At 42.3% G+C, this 19,992-nt stretch carries 8 protein-coding genes; all 8 read right to left on the reverse strand.

Annotated features, from left to right (window positions below; all coding sequences use genetic code 11):
* Positions 1-5 precede the first annotated feature (5 nt).
* The 8 genes from BVU_RS02525 to BVU_RS02560 all read right to left on the reverse strand — a co-directional run bounded on the left by BVU_RS02525 (position 6) and on the right by BVU_RS02560 (position 19,868).
* Positions 6-2,954: a SusC/RagA family TonB-linked outer membrane protein gene (locus BVU_RS02525; protein ID WP_005850901.1), complete on the reverse strand. Its 2,949-nt coding sequence runs from the start codon at positions 2,952-2,954 to the stop codon at positions 6-8.
* Positions 2,955-3,164: 210 nt separating this feature from the next.
* On the reverse strand, positions 3,165-6,005 hold the full coding sequence (locus tag BVU_RS02530; RefSeq protein ID WP_041174393.1) for a helix-turn-helix domain-containing protein: 2,841 nt from the start codon (positions 6,003-6,005) through the stop codon (positions 3,165-3,167).
* 187 nt (positions 6,006-6,192) lie between these two features.
* A complete protein-coding gene (locus BVU_RS02535; RefSeq protein WP_011964771.1) occupies positions 6,193-8,541 on the reverse strand; it encodes a beta-galactosidase in 2,349 nt (782 codons plus the stop codon).
* Positions 8,542-8,557: 16 nt separating this feature from the next.
* On the reverse strand, positions 8,558-11,056 hold the full coding sequence (locus BVU_RS02540) for an alpha-L-arabinofuranosidase C-terminal domain-containing protein (RefSeq protein ID WP_011964772.1): 2,499 nt from the start codon (positions 11,054-11,056) through the stop codon (positions 8,558-8,560).
* A 27-nt stretch (positions 11,057-11,083) separates the two neighbouring features.
* Complete coding sequence (locus tag BVU_RS02545; protein WP_011964773.1) at positions 11,084-13,027, reverse strand: family 43 glycosylhydrolase; 1,944 nt, start codon at positions 13,025-13,027, stop codon at positions 11,084-11,086.
* 193 nt (positions 13,028-13,220) lie between these two features.
* Positions 13,221-14,729 (reverse strand): glycoside hydrolase family 30 protein, encoded by a 1,509-nt coding sequence (locus BVU_RS02550; protein WP_005840744.1) that lies wholly within the window; start codon positions 14,727-14,729, stop codon positions 13,221-13,223.
* A 105-nt stretch (positions 14,730-14,834) separates the two neighbouring features.
* Positions 14,835-16,577, reverse strand: coding sequence for a RagB/SusD family nutrient uptake outer membrane protein (locus BVU_RS02555; RefSeq protein WP_011964774.1), 1,743 nt, complete (start codon positions 16,575-16,577; stop codon positions 14,835-14,837).
* A gap of 12 nt (positions 16,578-16,589) precedes the next feature.
* Positions 16,590-19,868: a SusC/RagA family TonB-linked outer membrane protein gene (locus BVU_RS02560; protein ID WP_011964775.1), complete on the reverse strand. Its 3,279-nt coding sequence runs from the start codon at positions 19,866-19,868 to the stop codon at positions 16,590-16,592.
* Positions 19,869-19,992: the final 124 nt, after the last annotated feature.

Consider the following 19,992-nt stretch of genomic DNA (forward strand, 5'->3'; position numbering starts at 1 on the left):
GTTCATTAAAATTTCACATTAACGCCGAAAGTAAATGAGCGCACACTCGGATATCTGTCACGTGTATCATACCCCGGAGTCAAACCATCTGTTGATACTTCCGGATCAATACCTTTATATCCGGTTATAGTCAAAGCATTCAATACCGAACCATAAATACGGAGTGACTTTATATATTTACCTACCTGACCGAAGCTATATCCCAAAGTGATATTGTCAATCTTCCAGTAGTCACCATCTTCTACATAATAGCTATTGAATTCCGGTTCCACTTCCGGACTCAACGTATGCTTGCCAAATACCAAGTCATTCACAGACTTCAAACGATTTTCAAAACGGCTGTTTTTTACATTCTCATAATTCATACGTCCACCATTGATTATCTGGAAACCAAACGCGCCACGCATCGTCACATTCAAGTCGAAGTTTTTATAACGAAGAGTATTGTTCCATCCCGCATACCATTTAGGAAGACCGTTACCAATAACATGCTTATCTTCGGGAGCATGAGTAAAATCTTTATAGTTCACCAACTCACCATTCCTGTCTTCGTAGATCCAACGACCTTCACTGTCCACATCTACTACTTTAAAGCCATAAAAATTACCGATGCTTTCACCTACCTGTACTCTGTGAGAATCGGCTACCTGACCGGAGTATTCCACTGTACCCGTATTAAAATAGTCATAATCCGACTTAAAGATGCTGCCAGACAAACTGATTAGCTTATTAGAGTTCAAAGAGAATGTTCCGGTAGTGCTCCATTCAAAATCTTTATTCTGAACAGGAACCACAGTTACCAACACTTCCACACCACGGTTTCTCATTGTACCCCCATTGGCCATCGTCTTATTATACAAGTTCGGAGGAGTCGGTACTCCATATTCGTATATCAAGCCATCCACATCACGGTTATAATAATCAATAGAACCGGACAAACGGCCACCCCATGAAACGAAGTCCAAACCAATATTGGTTTCTTTCTTTTCCTCCCATTTCAAATCAGGATTCGGATTGGATGCCGGAACAATGGTCTGTACCCAATTCCCATTTACAAAAGCATACGAGCCGTATTTCAACATAGCCACCCCCAGGAAAGGATCTTTAGGCTGTGAACCCGTCACACCATATCCCACACGAAGTTTCAAATCATCAAATATCTTCTGATTCTTCATAAATGCTTCTTCGGTAATTCTCCATCCTACAGATATAGATGGGAAAAGCCCCCATGCATTATCAGTACCCCATAACTGGCTGGCTCCTTCATAACGAAGAGCTCCCATCAACAAATAACGATTCTTGAACGAATAGGTAGCCCGCCCAAAAAAACCGATCAAATTTGTAGGAGTTTTCTTTGAGCCGATATTCGCTTTACCGTCTTTCAAAGCAGAACCAATGCCAATATTATGCCATCCGCCAAAATAATCATCCTGAAAACCATAGTTATCAATCCAAAGCTCTTCAAAGTCTGTTTCATTGTAGCTATAACCACCCAAGACACTAAATTTATGCGCACCGATTTCTTTGTTATATTGTGCAGTAAGTTCCATCAACTTCTCCATCTTGGTATAAGCACCTACCGAAGACCAACCAGCCAATCCATCACGCAAAGCAGAAATATGGTTCAAAGTTTCACCGTAGCCACGGTTCATATTGTCACGAATATAAGAGAATACGGCAGAAAGAGTCAAATCTTTGATAGGATTATAAACAATATTTCCATTGTAACGCAACTGCGTCTTTTTTACATTTCCTTCAGCCTCATACAACAAAGCCAACGGATTCTCGTATTCGAATTTGCTCACATTCTCATTCCATGTACCATCCTCATTTCTTACCGGATCAGTCGGGTTTCTACGAGTTGCCTGGCCATATACCCAACCTCTGAAACTACCCCCACTAGTTGTAGATTCCATCTGGTTTTTCTTACCAAACAAACCGAATTTCAACTTCAACTTATCATCAAACATACGGTGGGTTACCTCAATACGTCCTTGAAAACTTTCGAAATCCGATTTTTTCATGATCCCTTGACGAGAGGCATAGTTCAAGTTGGCAATATAATTAGTCTTTGAATTGCCACCCATCAATGACAAGTTATGAACATGGCTAACCGGTGTACGGCTAATCTCATCAATCCAATCCGTATCAGCCCCATGGTCCTGGTCAGGATAAAGGGTACGGAACTCATCTGCATTCAGCATATCCAACTTTTTGGCTATAAGAGAAGTACTGACGTAGCCATTATACTCCACCTGGTTAATATCCACTCCTTTAGCCTGTTTGGTAGTAATTAAAATCACACCATTCGTACCGCGCGTACCATAAATAGCGGCAGCAGAACCATCCTTCAGCACGTCCACGCTCTCCACATCTTCGGGAGCCACTGTACCGAGTTCTCCCGGAATTCCGTCAATCAATACCAAAGGAGCTGTATTAGCTCCACCAATGGTATTTGTACCACGAAGACGTATCTGAGTACTTCCCGTCGGGTCACCGTTAGGATTGGTAATGGCCAGACCGGCTACTTTTCCTTGAATCAGCTGTCCCACATCTTTCACGGCTCCTTTTACAAAGTTGTCGGCTTTCACACTAGCTACAGAACTGGTCACATCACCTTTACGCTGTGTACCGTAACCAATCACCACCACTTCATCCAAGGTTTTGGTATCCTCCTTTAAAACAATCTCTAATGAATTCTTTCCTGCTGTCGGGACTTCCTGAGTGACATAGCCAATATAAGAAATAACCAACACACTCTTTGCCGGAACATCCAACATAAAGTTTCCATCAAAATCGGTAATGGTTCCCATGGTATTATTGCCTTTTACAACAACACTGGCTCCTATGACAGGCTCGCCGGAAGAATCTTTCACCTTACCCGTCACTTTTTGCTGGGCTAAGGCCGTTAATGAAAAGCTTAACAGAGTAAGCAACAAAAACAAATGTTTCATTCTATTTAAATTTAAAGTTATACATACCTTTACTGCGGGAATGAATGAAGAAGATGTGTTTTTCTCCCCGTAAAAGGTTGTGGCAAAAGAATGAAATAGGAAATAGAAATACAGGTGAAGAACCATGCTAACAGGGGATACAAATAGCTCTAGCTATAACTTGACGCATTTGTACCCCCTATTTGCAACAATTAAAGGACAGGAAGATGTTTATTCTTCGTGTTGTGATTTCTGGAACTCACTGGGAGTCATTCCAAATTCCTCCTTAAAGCAAGTGGTGAAATACTTCCGATTAAAATACCCCAACGTAGCGGCAACCTCTGTTACACTTTTGTCTTTATCTTCCAACATGTGTCTGGCATGCTTCATCTTGATGTTCCGGATAAAATCCAATGGAGTTCGGCCTGTTATGGCTTTCAATTTACGGGTCAAAGTAGAACGGGACATATTCATGGCATCAGCTAGAGCTGTCACATCAAAATCAGGCTCAGTAAGGTTATCTTCCACGGCTTTTACCGCTTTCTCCAATAGAAGTTTGTCCAGTTGTACAAACTCAGGTTCAGGCAAATTCACCTTACTATCCAAATAAATACGCATTTTAATCATCTCCTTGCTGTCCGCCCACATTTCATTATTCTTACGGTCCACGCGTTTCAGATAAAGATACAGACTATAACCGGATACACCCATCACTATCAATACATAGAACAAATACGCCCACCAAGTTTCATAAAAAGCAGGAAGGCGTCGGATAGTCAGTTCAGTTACCTCTTTACTCCAAAGACCATTTTCATCCGTCGCTTTCACCTGAAAAGTATAAGTGCCCTTACTCAGATGATTATAAAAAGCCGAGTTTTTTCCACCTTCCACATATACCCACGCTTTGTCCACTCCTATCAACCGATAAGCATAGCGTATTTTTGAAGCATAACGGTGGTTAAGAGAAGAAAAACTAATTTCCAAATTCTGATCATCGGGATGCAATTCTATCCGGTTAATGGAATTGCTACTCTTTCTATCTCCGAATATCAATGATTCTCCTTGCAACTTTATATCAGTTATCTTGGTCTTCACTGCACTAGCCTTTCTTTCCAACCCGTTTGATGGAGTAACCATGCAAATACCCGGAATGCCGCCCCAATAAATATTGCCATCTTTTGCTTGACAAACAGCAGTGGGAAGAAAGCGATGCAACAAGATAGAACCATCCGTGGTAAGATAGGTGCGGAACGAACCGTTACGAGGATTAAATTCTATCAGTTTCTGGTTTGTATCAATCCAAATATGATTATATGCATCAGCCACTATTTGATTCACCTGATTACCGTTCATACCGCAAGCCTCATTATAACTGACCAACTTATTCTCTGAAGGATCATAAGAATAGACTCCTCCGTCACAAGTTCCCAACCACAAAATCCAATCGGGAGCAATAGACAGACAAGAGAAATTCTTGTCCAATTTGAAAGAACGAAGTTTTTCATCCGCCGTTGTCTGAAACAAACCGTTGTCTTGAGTACAAATCCATATCAACCCTTCCTTATTCTCCACGATTCCCATCACATGCCCCACATCGGGATAAACCTGTTTAATTCTTTTCTGACGGACATCATAACTGCAAAGTCCTTTGTTCAAGCCTATCCACAAGATTCCGTGCGAGTCTTCATACAATTTGGTCACCGTAGCGTTCGATTCCACCTGCCCGTTCAAATCAATAAGATCCACCAGATACATCTCCATACCCTTACGGATCATACCATAAACCAATCTATTCAAATCTTTTGCCACCCAAATACCGTTATTAATACGTGCTCGAGTCATCTCTCGTCCGTTATCCAAAGACAACGAAACAAGCTCGGGAAAATCCGAATAGATTTTCACTTTATCCTGCTTCAAGTCATATAACACCAACCCGGTTCTTTCTTGCATCATCCACATCATACCGTCTCCGTCATCACACAAAGCCATTACAGCCGGACTGCGGTTTACTCTGTCCGCCAAAGCGGGCAAGGCATAATCCTTGGTCATATTATCCATCAGATGTACAATGAAACTAGGACGGTCAAAGGCCGACACCCATAGACATCCCCTCCCTTTCAGAACTTCTACCAACATATGATTAACAGGCAGAAGCCCTGTCTGGAATTTCAATTGTTTTAACGTCTTATCCGGTTGTATTTGTAAGGACATGAAATCGTGCCCGGTGGTTAACCAGATATACCCCAGTTTATCATCCTGTACCAGACTAAGGATGACCCCATCCTCCTCACCGGCAGCATTGACCGGTATTTCAGAATATACAAACATAGAATCTTCAGGAGCCGAAGGGTCAAAACGCACCACACCATCCCCCCAGGTTGCCAACCAGAAGTATTCCTGTTCATTATCCTGAACCATCACCGTAGGATTTTGTCTTCTCATCTTATCAGGATAAGGAACGAACTCGTCTTTTTCTTTGTCCCAATGATATACCCGGCCATTCCACACAGAAATAATAATCTCATGGTTGCGGCTCTCACAAAATCCGGAAATAGTAGTTCTTCCGTACTTATTCCGGAGGGGATACTCTTTGACCAACTGTCCGTTGATGTCATATTTGGCCAATATAGAACGATAGCTCAGCCACATATAGCCGTCACTGGTAGCATATAGATACATCACCGGAATATTCTTCAAACGCTCCCGGTCCATAGGATGTACACTGTAGTCCGATTTATCAAGAATATACACCCCTTTGTCTGTACCGAACCATATATTCCCCTTCTTATCCTCAGCGATACACTCCACCAAATTGTCCTCTAATAATCCCGGAGTTTCAATGTCCGAACGAAACACTTTCACATGATAACCGTCATCACGACATAATCCGTTCACCGTGCCATACCACATATATCCTTCGCTGTCTCTGAATACGCGATGAATGGCATTTACCGGCAGCTGGTCAATGGTAGGGATATCTGTAATAGTTATGTTCTGAGAACACACCAAGAAGGAGAGAAAAGATAGTATAAAGGTCAATATATATTTCATTGTGCTTTCGGTTAGAATCATAGACTGCCACAAAGTTATAAAAAAGAAACCGGATACTCTAGCAAATTTTAAAATTTGCTAAAGTATCCGATAATTGCTCCACTCGCAGGTTTCCTTCTTTTGAAGCTTCCTCCTTACATCTGTGTCTTTAATTCTTTTCGGTAGCTTCTTCAGCAGTCTGTGTTTCCACCCCTACGGGAAAAGTATATCAATAACCGAAACCGGTTGCTTTTACATACACCTTATAATCTTTAATCATGCCGGGAGCTCCCTGTTCCGCACGTGGCAGAATACGGAAACCGGTCACGTTATATTCTTTGCCGAGATCTATCACCACCTGATGAGGATAAGCCGTATTATCTACCGTCTGCCAGAAAGTACTTTCTTGCAGGTCATAAATCTTGTCGGCTGTGCGGTTACCGCTACGGGTTTCCTCGCTGTCGGCATAAACAATCTTCCAGTTTTCACGAGAGATTTTCTGTCCTTTCTCATCCAACACATCAAACTCCGCAATGGCGGCAATGTTGGTATTATCAAAAGAAGACAGCCCTTCCAGACAGAAGTAACGTCCTTTCGTAACAGGAACTTTCACTTCTTGCCAACCGTTACCTGGTTTGAAAGTACCGGCAGATACCGGTGTTTCCTTCTCCAGTTTGATGGTCTGCCCCTGTTTACGATGCGTTTCAGGAACAGCCACACGAAGCATATCCAGGATAGGTTTGTTCAATCCGACAATGGTTGCCTCTTTCGGGCCTTTCAAGTCAAGAACGATGATTTCATTCACTCCTTTTTTCAGCCAACAACCCGGCATGAACAGGGTTTGTTGAGGACCGATTTCCCAGAAACGTCCCATGGCATGACCGTTCACCCATACCATACCTTTTCCCCAAGACTCCATGTTCAGGAATGTATCAGCCACCTTATCCAAGGTAAAAGTAGCGCGATAGTAGGCCGGAACACTTTCATCATTTTTCTCTATGCCACAGGCGGCAGACGAGTTCATATCCTGAAAGTTCCGGGAAGATACAAATTCATAATCTACGGGAAGATTATAAACAGTCCAGCCTTTCAACGTTTCAGCATTCTTACCGTTCACCAGTTCCACTTTCTCGGTAATTCCCTTGCGGTCGTGAATGGACTTGTCAAAGTTCACACGCCCCATGGCTTCCACCAATAAATCAAGCTGTGTACCGGCTTTTAATGCAGGCAGTGTAAGTTCCTGTTCTCCACCACGGCGATCCAGACGCCCCAACAGTTTCCCGTCGGCAAAAACCTGTGTCCAGTCATGCTGTTCGGTGATTTTCAGAACGGTTCCCGCTTTCACATCTTCCGGCAAATGGGTACGGTACAGGATACTTCCCCAGCCTTGGTCAAATTTCTCCATCGGCTGGATTTCCTCTGTCTGCTTCGGTTCGGACAGATTGTCAACCAACGGAGCTATTTGAGTGAATTTAATGGCAGGGATTTCCATAACCGGTAAAGCTTCAGGAACTTTAGGCAATGTCTGTCCTTCGTCCAAGTAGTCCTTCAACATATCACGTAAAGCAAAATACTTGTCGGTGGTCCAGCCTGCTTCGCTGATAGGAGCGTCATAGTCATAGCTGCTGCACATAGCCGAGTAAGCCGGATTATTGGCACCACCCCACCAGCCAAAGGTCGTTCCTCCGTGGGTCATGTACAAACTGAAAGAAATACCTTTGTCCATCATCTCTTTCAGGCCATCCACCATGATTTGTCCGTCACGGGTTTCGTGCTTGCGCCCCCAGTGATCAAACCATCCGCTCCAGAACTCGCTGCACATCAACGGAGCGTCGGGACGTACTTCTTTCAGTTTGGCAAACTGCTTGTCGATATCAGCTCCCGTACCAAAATTTATAGTCCAAAGCAAATCATCCAAACCATTATTCAGGAAATTAGAACTCCAGTCACATTGGAACAAAGGCACTTCAGTAAAGCCTGCGGCACGTACCGTATCACGGATGGCAGACACATAGGGCTTGTCCGTGCCATACGAACCATATTCGTTTTCCACCTGCACCATGATGATGTTACCACCACGGGTAATCTGCAAATCCTGCAACTGCTTGCCCACTTCATGCATAAAGGCTCCCACGTGCTGCATATAGAAAGGATCGAGAGTACGAAGCTGCACGCTGTCGTTCTTCAGCAGCCACCAAGGCAGCCCACCCATTTCCCATTCCGCACATACATACGGACCGGGACGCACAATGACGTACATACCATGCTTCTGAGCCAATTTACAGAAAGCTGCAATATCTTTATTACCTGTAAAATCATACTTACCGGGAGTTTCCTCATGCAAATTCCAAAAGACATACAGACAAAGCGTATTCATGCCCAATGCTTTACACATTTCAATACGATGTTCCCAGTATTCACGGGGAATACGCGGATAATGCACCTCTGCCGCTTTGACCACGAACGGTTTCCCATTCAGCAGAAAGGTATTCTTACCCGCTTCGAATGTCCCGGGCTTATTGCCGGCACATCCTGCCAGCAGCAGGACCGCCAGCAACAAAGTCAGTAATTTCTTCATGTTTATTTATCTATTGTTATTTTTCATTCTTGTTTATCCGGATTACCGTAAATGAATAAGCCGGCAATTCATACCCGAATTTCTCGCTTACCTCCATTGTACCGGATACAGGACGAACCTGTTGGTCTGTCGGTTTTCCTGCCAAAACCGTCTTTACGGCAGTGGTGTTCATTCCTTCCAAAGACGGGAGCTCCACTTGCGCATTCACCGCTACCGGCAGCAGATTCACCAGTTTCACGATCATATCTCCTGTCTTTCCGTCGCGGACTACCGACACACCTATCCGTTTCTTCACCGCATCTTGTACATTATCCAAAGTCACGGAAGAAGCGATGTATTCACTGCCCGCATTTTGTCCGTACATCTGCTGCGCATAGTAACCTACGGTGGGTTTTACCTCCGTATTATTGAAATAAATCAAATCCGGATTCCACTGGGTATGTCCCTCCTTAGCCAGTAACGGAGCGTAAGAAGTCATGGTCACCACATCGGCATTACGCTCCACGGAAGTCAGGTACAAGGCCTCGGCCAAAGCTGTTTCTATATTGTTGGGACGTCCCGGCAAATGAGCCGCATACTCTCCCAAATACACTTTCGCCTTGTTACGGTCATAACGGTCATAGAAATCCTGATTGTTGATAAACCATCCCGGGGTGTTATAATAATGTTCATCCACCATCGGAATACCCATCTTAGTGGCGAATTTCCAGCCTTCCTCATAATCACTGCCCTCATAGAACGGGCCTACCGTTCCGATAACGGTCACTTCGGGATATTTCTCCTTCACCGCATTGAAAATCATGGTGAAACGTTCTTCAAAGATATCGGTAATCAAATCCTCGTTACCAATACCGATGTACTTCAGATTGAAAGGTTTGGGATGTCCGGCTTGCGCACGCTTCTTTCCCCACACGGTCTTCTTCGCATCTCCATTCGCATATTCTATCAAATCCAGTACATCCTGCACGTACTGCGGCATTTCCTCCATCGGGATTCCGCCTTGCTGACCGCCGCAACCCAGTTCGCCTACCGAGTGATGACTGCAAGTACCCGAATTCTGACAAGGCACTCCGGCTGCCACTACAGGAACAGGTTCGGCCCCCATATCCTCGCAGAACAAAAAATATTCATGATATCCCAGACCGCGGGTCTGATGATACCCCCACAAATTGCGCAGAGGCTTGCGTTCCTCCAACGCTCCTATAGAGCCTTTCCAATCATAAATATTGTCCACACCATCTCCGTGAGCCACACATCCGCCGGGGAAACGGACAAAACGGGGATGAAGGTCCGCCAAAGTCTGTGTCAAATCGGCGCGCAGCCCGTTCTTCCTGCCTTTAAATGTATTCTGTGGGAAAAGAGAAACCATATCCAAGGCATACTTCCCAGCCATCTGCGGACAAACGGACAACACGGCATCCGCAGCATCCGCCGTTGCCGTCAGTACAGCCTTTTGTTTTTTCCACTCTGTAGATGAAACCCGAATAGCAGCCTGCGCAATTTCCTTGCCATCTTTGGTAGTCAGCCTCACAAGCACTTTTCCACCTTTCGTATCATCCAGCACTTTGGAAAACACAGAGAAGTCATACTTCTCACCTTTTTTCACGGCAATACCGTCAAAACCGTTATTCACCAAGGCAGCACCCGGGCGGTGTACCTCTAACACTGCATAGTGAGCATTGTTAGCATGGATGGGACTGTCCTCACTGACAGACAGTTCCGCATCAGTACCCTGTATACTCCACGCATACGTGCTGTTCCAGTTCTTATCTCTTGCACCGTCTTTGGCAGAATATTCAAAATCACGGTTCTGAACCAGCTCCGCATAAAGTCCACCATCGGCTCCATAATTGATATCCTCAAAGAAAATACCTATCAGATGCTCGCTAATGGGCTTCACCCGTCCGGTATCCACCCGGATGGTGGCAGCGACCGGTTTCAGTCCGGCAAAGCGGACGGCATCCTGTTCGGTACGCTCATTATTCTGTATATCGCGGAATTTCTTATGCTCAGCAAAACGAATCAACTGTTCTATATCCGCATAAGGTACTTTCTGCATATAACCGTTCAAGGTATCTTTATCAAGGACAATCTGCCGGGCAGTGACCAGTCGGGGCACGGCAGGCTTCTCCGCATTGACATATTGTTGGGGAGCCCACTTCAACAAGTCGGAAGAATGGGAAGTACCCCATACTTTTCCGCTGGGGGTAAGCTGCCACCGGCAATACCAACGTCCATCTTCCGCTTTTTCCAGAAGAGGTTTAATCATTCTCTTTTCCGCCCCCCAACGCCCGAAATCACATTTCAGATAGGCAAAGCCGTCGGATACACTCAGCCACTTGTCGCCATCGGGGCTCCATGCGAATTTCAGTCCGCTGCGTCCCTCGTCTTCCGGATGGGCGTAAGAGAAGATGTAGACCGAATCGGGCTCATTATATACTTTTTCCACGGCAGCACAGACGGATTGGCCTGCTGCCAATGAGGCGATTGCCAGAGATAATAAGGTCTTTTTCATGGTATATGCTTTATTGTCATGTTTCTTTTATAACGTGGGAACAACCTTCCTGATGGTTCCGTCCGGATTAAATTCCATACGGTCTATACATACTTCACGATGCACGCCAGGACCCTTCTCACGATCTATAAAGTTCTTATTAATACGATGATATACAATGTACCACTCATCCGTACCCGGAATTTGTAGGACTGCATTGTGCGCAGGTCCATAGATTTCCTTTGCAGGATCCTGAATCAGTACCACCGGTTTCTTAGCAACCTTTATAGGACCTAGCGGAGATTTCGACGTACCGTATGCCACATGATAGTTGGGCGAACCGGTATCATCCACCGACCACATAAAGTAGTAAAGACCATTACGATAGAACACATATGCCGCTTCACGGAAAGCGTAATCTTTCAGACTTCCTCCTTTCGGTGTCAATACGGTCAAGGTATTCTTTTTGATGGAAACCATATCCTCATTCAGTTCGGCGCCCGCCATATAACCATTGCCCCAGTACAGATAGGATTTTCCCGAAACCGGATCGGTAAACACATCCACATCAATCTGCTGTCCGTGGCCCACGGGAGATTCAGTAATAATGGGATGTCCCAAGTCTTTGAACGGACCAATGGGTGAATCGGCTACCGCCACCCCAATCTGCTTGCCGCCTCCGGCTACAGGATTACCACTGAAATAGAAGAAATATTTATACTTTCCATCCACCATTTTCTCTTCAATGCACGGAGCCCATGCGTTTCCATCCGCCCATGCCACCTGATCGGATTTCAAATCAAGCATCACCCCTTCATCTTTCCAGTCCTTCAGATTATCCGAAGAGAAGACACTGAAATACCATCCGCCCCATCCGGGCTGTCCGTCGGTGGTGGAATAGATATAATATTTTTTAGTCTGATGAGAATACAATATCTCGGGGTCAGCATGGAAACCTTGCAGCACGGGATTGTTGGGAATCGTCATATTGCCCATTTCCTTTGAAGGCCATTTGTCGGTGATGCGCTTCAACTCGGCACGGGTAATGGGGATGATAGTTCCGTGACGCGGATGAAAATTCATCTTCACCTCACTGTCTATCACTTTAAAGTTTTTCAAATCGGTCGTTTCAGTAAACTGGTATTTACCTTTCATATAGACATCATACATCAAGATGTATTTATTCTGACCTATCAGTTTGAAAGTTCCCGCACCTTCCACCGCTTCCGGGGTCTGCTGCTTGTAGTCGGGTTCTTCCTCCCATTGTCCCGAAGTCAGTGAACGGGTAGTTGCTACCCGGATGCCGTTTCCATGTCCTTCAGTTTTATAAAACAGGTGGTAGATTCCATCTTTATATACGATATCACCGTCTATGCAAGATTTCTTGTTTTCAGAGATGAAAAGCGGTTTCGGTTCACCTTCCAGGTCGGTAAATTCTTTATTGGCATAAGCATAATAAATCACATCTGCCCCATCACCATATTTCATTGACCAATAGACCAAGTATTTTCCGGCTTCCGCATCGAAGATAGTCTGAGGAGCCCATACCCGTTTCAGTTTTTCCTGTCCGGCATAACGTTTCTGCATATTGATGACAGAATGGTTCCAGTTCACCAAGTCTGTAGATTTCAGCAACACCATGGCACGATTGGAATCCCATCCATTGTCAGAAACCATATCGGTAACCACCATATAGAATGTCTTTCCGTCTTCGCAACGCAGGATATGCGGATCGCGCACACCACCGGTAGAACTGATGATTTTGGAATCAATGACAGGTTTGTTGTCATTCAGTGCCCAATAGGTATATCCGTCCGTACTTACCGCATAGCATACGGCTTCCTCGCTGATGTGGTTACCTGTAAAATAGGTAAAGAGATAAGCTATGTAATCTTTTTCGGCTACATTGTTTTGACTATTGGCAGATTGCTGTGCTCCTGCCAGCCAGGGCACAAGACAAGCCAAAAAGAAAGTAAGGATTTTGTGTTTCATAATAATTAGTTCAAAAATTGTTTGATGCAAAGATAGAAAATACAATCCTAACGATGGGTATATAAATCTTTCAAAAGAGGGACTTTATTCGGTCAAATGGGGGAAAATAGAAGTTTTACATCTTTTTTATCCATTGTAAGAATCCACCGATCCCTACAATGGATATCAATTTAACGAGGATTATTCCTTGTGATCATTTTGTATAAAATGTATTTAGAGAATGGGGCTGCAACGTCACCTCCAAATATTTTCCCGCCAGTTTTACACTCAAATTCTGTTGTTTGCCATTAAAATTCCCCGCCACTACCAAATACTGATTCTCAGGAGTCAGGAATATAATGACTGGTTGGTTATCCTCCCCCTTTGCCTTGTATTGTAAGATTTTTGATCCTGGAGCCACCATTTTGCTATAATGCTTTACTGCATAATACTCCGGGGTATAAACAAACGTACGCTTTTCCGAATCCACACGAATCAACGCATTCTGTTTCCATCCCCACGGACTTTCACCTTTATCGGTCAAAATACAATTCCAAAAATTATATTCACAACATCCATTCCCTAAATAATGATTTATCAACTCAAATGTATGTTCTGCTGCCTTCCAATCAAAACTACCCCAACCGCATTCGCTTTCCGAACAGATATATTCCCATTCGGGATGCTGTTTTCTTATGGAAGGAAGTATTTCACGTCCTTCCCATTGAAATCCCATACCACGAATACAATTACATAAAGCCGTATCAGCAAGAATTGTTTCTACATGATCTTGGCGATTCGTATTAAAAGTACCTAAATAAAGCTTCACCTCAGGATGCATTTGCCTCAAAGTAGGAGCTAAATATTCTTTATTGAAACGAATCGTACCGGTGGCAGTCCAGGCACAACCAGGATAAGGAGTGTAACTGTACGCTTCATTCTGATACATTACCATATCAATGGGAATTCCTTGTTCTTTATAGGCATCTATAAACCGACAAAAATAATCTGCATAAGTCTGCAAATAACGTGGATCTTGAATCATAAAGTCAGTTGTCGCAAGTTGGCGAGGAAAAACTCCATCACGGGCACCGGTCAACTTCATTTCATTCTCATCAACCTGACCGCCTGTAGCACCATATAATAAATAATTCTGTTTCTCTGACAAACTATTAAACGGACTACTTAAAACCGGATAATCTCCATTTATTTTCATCCAGCTTGGAGGACACCAAGGTGATATCCAAAATGTAAGATTCGGATTATATTTTTGTGCAGCACGTATGAAAGGAATAATAGTCTGTTTATCACGATTAATATTAAAATATCTCAATTCAAAGTCACCCTCCACTTCGTCACAACTATACCAAGAACGAGCGTAATCATTGGCTCCCATCGAAATTCGTCCACGCGTAATCCGTAAATCACCTTGCGGAGAAAATATATTATACAATATTTCATCTTGTTCAGTACGAGTTAATAACCCAAGAGCATCCCAACAAAGTTCATTGAAAGTAGTTCCCCAATTCTTGAAAGCAACACCGTTCTCTGTTCCATCTACCTGTAAAACAGGATTTTGTTCTGATTTTGACTGCAACTTCACTTTTGATTTTTGCCATACATTGCCTTCGGTACTACTAATCCAAGTCACAGACTGTGCATTTACAATCGTCGCAACAGTCAGTAACAGACCGATACAAAATAAGAATTTATTTTTTTTCATACTATTAATGTTCTAATTATTTAAATACAAAAATTATTCAACAATTCGACAACAAGATGTAGATATACATACAAGTTATCGGATAAAAATGAGATTATCAATTTTTTAATTAACAGATGGATAACCTGGATTCTGCTTCAAGTTTGGATTCGTATTCAATGTAGTACGTGAAAGAGGTATCCACATCGTATGATTATCTGGATCCGGTTCTTTATCCCACCAAGTTCCCGAATTAAAAATCCCGAACCTGCATAAAGTCTGTCTACGTAAACCTTCTCCTAAAAATTCCCGTCCCCATTCATCCAATAATTCCTGTTCTGTCAATGCACTCCCATTCTCAGGATACAAACTAGAAGAACCTGCTGGATAATAACGCTTCCGTACATAATTCAGTAATTTTTCCGCTTCTGCCTTTCTACCCTGATAAAAACGAATTTCTGCCAAATAATAATAAATTTCCGCTAAACGGATCAAAGCATAATCCGATTCTATTTTACCTGCATCATCCGAACGATAAATAGGATATTTTATCAAACACCAACCTGAATTCTGATCTCCGTAAGCCATAGCCGATTTTGGAGTTTGGGTTCCACTAGAAGGATTGGGAGAGAAACTAGCAGGATCTGTATCGCGGAAAATACCTACTTGATCACGAATGTAAAGTTTGTAAGCTCCATTGTCCGAAGTAACATATTCCGTTCCATTTGCCGTTTCATAAGGTAGGTCGCCATACAAAAACATTCCTTCGCGTTTGCTATTTCCTAAATTTTTATACTTTTTCAGACGCACATCATCAGGATATTTCATAAACTTACGGACCGGTTTTCCATTTTCAAAGGAATATTCATTTCCATTTAAATCTAATCCTGGCTGTAATGCATATTTGGGGTTACAATTCCCCCAATCTGTAAAACCGAAATATTTCGAAGAGAGGAACGGAGCAACCTGCCAAAACATTTCATAATCATAAAGCCAATGCATACCACCAAACGAGGATGGATAACCAAACAATAATTCATTAGACTTATCGTTATCCCAATCAAACGGCGCATCCCACCTATTATCTATATCATAGAAACCGTATTCACCATCTATAATTTTTTCACAGTATTTTTCAGCTTCGACCGTCTTGTCCTCATCAATCCACCAACTGGCGTTCATATACAACCTTACCAATAAGGCAGCACAAGCTCCCAGGGTCCATTGACCCTGCTTTAAGCCATTTCCATTATTACTTTCTTTTTTTTGTAACGCAGGCAATGATTCCAACAGCTCTTGTTCAATAAAAGCAAAAGTTTCTTTTGGCTCTGATTGTGCCGGCAACTCTGTAGTTGGATAATCCGTAACAATTGGTATATTATGTACTAAATCGAATATAGACATATACATCCACGCACGTAAAACACGTGTTTGAGAAATAAAATCATCAAACTCTTGCTGTGAAAAGCCAAACTTTGCAGGATTCAGCTTACTTATATCAGAAATACTGGCATTACACTGAATGATCCCTCTGTAAGTATCTTCCCAAATTGCATTAACATACCAATCATCAACAGTCCAAGTATGATAATGATAACGGAAATATTCACCGCCATTATACCAATGTTCCTCTCTTTGCACAGTCATATAATGGTCGGCAGAAAGTTCGCCAAACCAATACATCGCCCTACAACACAACCAATATCCGTGTCCGAAAGGACGTACAAACGCCTGAAGAACATTCTCCTTGGTTTGATAGAATCCATCCTGAGGTACAATATCATAAGTAGTTTCCGACAAATCCGTACATCCCACTGATGCCAACATTCCTAATCCCAGAAATATATTTTTTAATTTAAACGTTTTCATAAAGTAATAAATTTAGAAGTTAAGTTGAATACCAAACAAGAATTGACGTGAAGACGGATAATATCCATTCTTACTGTAAGGTAGACCGGGTTCCATACCATTTACACAATATGCATCCTTATCTAGTCCTCTGTGATATCCGCTAATAGTGAACAAATTACGTCCTGTAATATAGAAACGTGCCTTTTCAACCCACTTATTATTTATATTCCAAGTATACCCCAATGTAGCGACATCCAACTTCATAAAATCACCATTATGTACAAAATAACTGCTATGCACATTTTTTCCTGTAGTAATTTTCCTATTTTCCTTGTAAGCGGACTCCAGCACATTCGTATTCGGAGCTGCATCCTGCAAGCCATAATACAAATCATGGACATCATAGATCTGATAACCCAAATTACCTCGGAAATACAAATTCAAATCTAAATTTTTGCATCGGAAAGTATGAGTCACAGACATTGTAAACTTAGGCAATCCATTACCTACCACCCGTTTATCCTCATCCGTACCTTTATCTATAGGAATCACTTCACCATCTTTAGAGTAAATCAACCAACCTCCGTTATCATCCAAACCCGCATACTGGAATGTGTAAAAATTACCAATGCGTTCTCCTTCTTCAATACGTTGCAATACCCCTGGATTTCCTGGGTACAAGGGAAAATTACTCATCCAATAATACTTAGGACCTTCATAAAACTGATTTGAGAATGAAACAAACTTATTATTTGAAGTAGAGCCCACAAAACTAATTGTATAATTAAAATTTTTGCTCTTTACCGCATTCCAATCTAATTCGATTTCAACACCTGTATTTTTCATTGTACCTACATTAACAAATGATTGCGAAGCACCATTAGGTGGCAATGCAACATCATAAACTCCCAATAGATCCTGTTGTTTCCGACTATAATAATTTACACTACCATTCAAACGATAATTAAACAGACTGAAGTCTATTCCTACATTCCAATTTTTACCTTTTTCCCATTTCAAATTAGGATTAGCATTGGAACTGAATCCCCAACCCTTAATATATGTTCCATTATAATAAATCAAATCATACGCCTGCATCAGGGCCAATGACTTATAACTATCAAATTCCTGATTACCTGTCACTCCGAAATCACCTCTCAATTTCAAATCACTAATCCATTGGATATTTTTTATAAAATCCTCCTCACTGATTCTCCAACCAGCAGAAACGGCTGGAAACGATCCCCATTTGTTACTAACACCAAATTTGGAAGAGCCTTCATGACGAAGAGAAAATGTAGCAAAATATTTATCTCTAAAATTATAACTCAGACGACCAAAGAAAGCAATTAATTTGGAATCATTCCTGTAAGACCCCATACCTAGGCGTCCCTCCACTTCACTATTGTAAGTTCCAGCACCCAAGTTGTCAGGTCCTAACAAATCTGAAGCAAAGTTCTTATTCTCAGCATTCAATCCGTCATTTACAAAGTATTGATAAGAATATCCTCCCATAAACTTTACATGATGGTTACCAGTGTCATAACCGTAATTTACCAACCATTCCAAAGATTCTTGTTTATTCTTGTCATATTTACGGCTAGCTTCTCCCTGAAATCCACTTTTGTCTTCTATGGTAGAAATCGAAGGACGAAACCAACTGTAATCGGTTTCTATAATCTGCTGAGCCAATGTAATTTGTGTACTTAAATAATGATTCTTATCTCTACACAACAGCGGAAACAAATTCAACTTAAACGTACCATCCCAACTTAAGATAGTACGCTCACCACCACTTTTCTCCAACTTCAAGATTTCAACCGGATTATTGGTGGAATAAGTAGTTATCTGAGTATATTTACCCGGTTGCTCCGGGTCCATCACTGGAATAGTGGGATTTATCAACAATGCAGAACGAAAAGTATCATAATCTGCATCCTGATACTTCACTGTGCGCGGAGCCACATTCAGAATGACATTGTACAAGTCACTTTTTCCTGTATGATTTAATGACAAACGGGCCCCTACCTGCTGCCTTTCCGAACGCAAGTCTATACCATCTGTATTTTTATAATCCACTGTTGCTTTATAATTAGTCTTAGTATTACCACCCATAACCTGCAAAGTATGACTATGAGATACAGCCACTTTAGTCAGTTCATCAAACCAATCAGTATCAGCGCCATAATCATCTCCCCGTTTCTGTTCTCTAAAATCTGTAGCCGACAATACATTCAACTCTCTGACAGGTGTAGTTATATTCACAAATCCCGAATACGAAGTATGAATTTTTCCATCCATAGTACCTTTTTTGGTAGTAACTACAATCACCCCATTCGATCCACGGGTTCCATAAATGGCCGAAGCTGCCCCATCTTTCAAGACATCAATAGATCCAATATCATTTTCATTCAAATTATCAAGACTACCGCCTGGTATACCGTCAATTACAATCAGCGGACCCAATCCGGCTGAACGCGAGGATACTCCACGTACCTGAATACTGGGTGAAGAATTAGGATCAGAAGGAGTAGAATTCTCTACTGCAAGACCTGAGACCTTTCCCTGAATCTGCATGGCAGGATTACCACTCCCAATCTGCAACATATCCTTACCTGATATGTGGGAAACTGCACTAGTCAGTTCCTTCTTTGAAATGGAACCATAACCTATTACTACCACTTCATCCAACAGCTCCACATCTTCTTTCATCATAATACGAAGTAACTTTGTATCCTTCAATCTTATCTCCTGTGAAGCATAGCCTATATAGCTTACTACTATTACATCTCCTTGCTCAGCGGACAGCGAGAATCTTCCGTTTATATCTGTCACCGTGCCTTGCATATCTCCTTTCAGCATCACAGTAACACCAATCAGCGGTTCGCCCAAAACATCGGTCACTACTCCCGTTACCCCCTGTTGCTGCGCTGCCAATGCAACATCACGAGTAAGGATGATATGATTTCCCTCCATTTTATAACCGATGGAAGAGCCGGTCAGCAATATAGGCAGCACCTCGGACACAGGTTTACCATTCACCTGTATGGTTTTACGCATCTTCACGTTCACATCTTCCTTATATATAAAAAGATAGTCCGTTTGAGACTCTATCTCATTCAATATAGATTCCAACGGGGCATCGCTTCTATTGATAGTTACCCTCGCATTCTGTGAGTGACTATTTTCGGCCATCAGGCTGAACAGGCAGAAGAACAATAAGAATATTGATATTCGCATAATTCTAAATAATTGTTTTAAATCCGGATTTTCAAGATAATAAAGATCCGGCAAAGGAATGTTTTTCATATCTTTGCAAATGGTTATTAATACGATTTATTAAAAATAATTGTGTTAGTCGGGTCGGTGGGTGGTGCAAACACCCATCGGCTCTTTAGTTGTTTTTCATTAGGATTGCTTCATAGGCTGATTT

Source organism: Phocaeicola vulgatus ATCC 8482, from assembly GCF_000012825.1.
Classification (GTDB): Bacteria; Bacteroidota; Bacteroidia; order Bacteroidales; family Bacteroidaceae; genus Phocaeicola; species Phocaeicola vulgatus.

What these genes read in the sequence shown, in the direction of transcription:
- BVU_RS02555 (WP_011964774.1), bottom strand. Translation starts at nt 16,577, where the DNA reads ATGAAAACGTTTAAATTAAAAAATATATTTCTGGGATTAGGAATGTTG.
- BVU_RS02550 (WP_005840744.1), bottom strand. Translation starts at nt 14,729, where the DNA reads ATGAAAAAAAATAAATTCTTATTTTGTATCGGTCTGTTACTGACTGTT.
- BVU_RS02545 (WP_011964773.1), bottom strand. Translation starts at nt 13,027, where the DNA reads ATGAAACACAAAATCCTTACTTTCTTTTTGGCTTGTCTTGTGCCCTGG.
- BVU_RS02530 (WP_041174393.1), bottom strand. Translation starts at nt 6,005, where the DNA reads ATGATTCTAACCGAAAGCACAATGAAATATATATTGACCTTTATACTA.
- BVU_RS02525 (WP_005850901.1), bottom strand. Translation starts at nt 2,954, where the DNA reads ATGAAACATTTGTTTTTGTTGCTTACTCTGTTAAGCTTTTCATTAACG.
- BVU_RS02535 (WP_011964771.1), bottom strand. Translation starts at nt 8,541, where the DNA reads ATGAAGAAATTACTGACTTTGTTGCTGGCGGTCCTGCTGCTGGCAGGA.
- BVU_RS02560 (WP_011964775.1), bottom strand. Translation starts at nt 19,868, where the DNA reads ATGAAAAACATTCCTTTGCCGGATCTTTATTATCTTGAAAATCCGGAT.
- BVU_RS02540 (WP_011964772.1), bottom strand. Translation starts at nt 11,056, where the DNA reads ATGAAAAAGACCTTATTATCTCTGGCAATCGCCTCATTGGCAGCAGGC.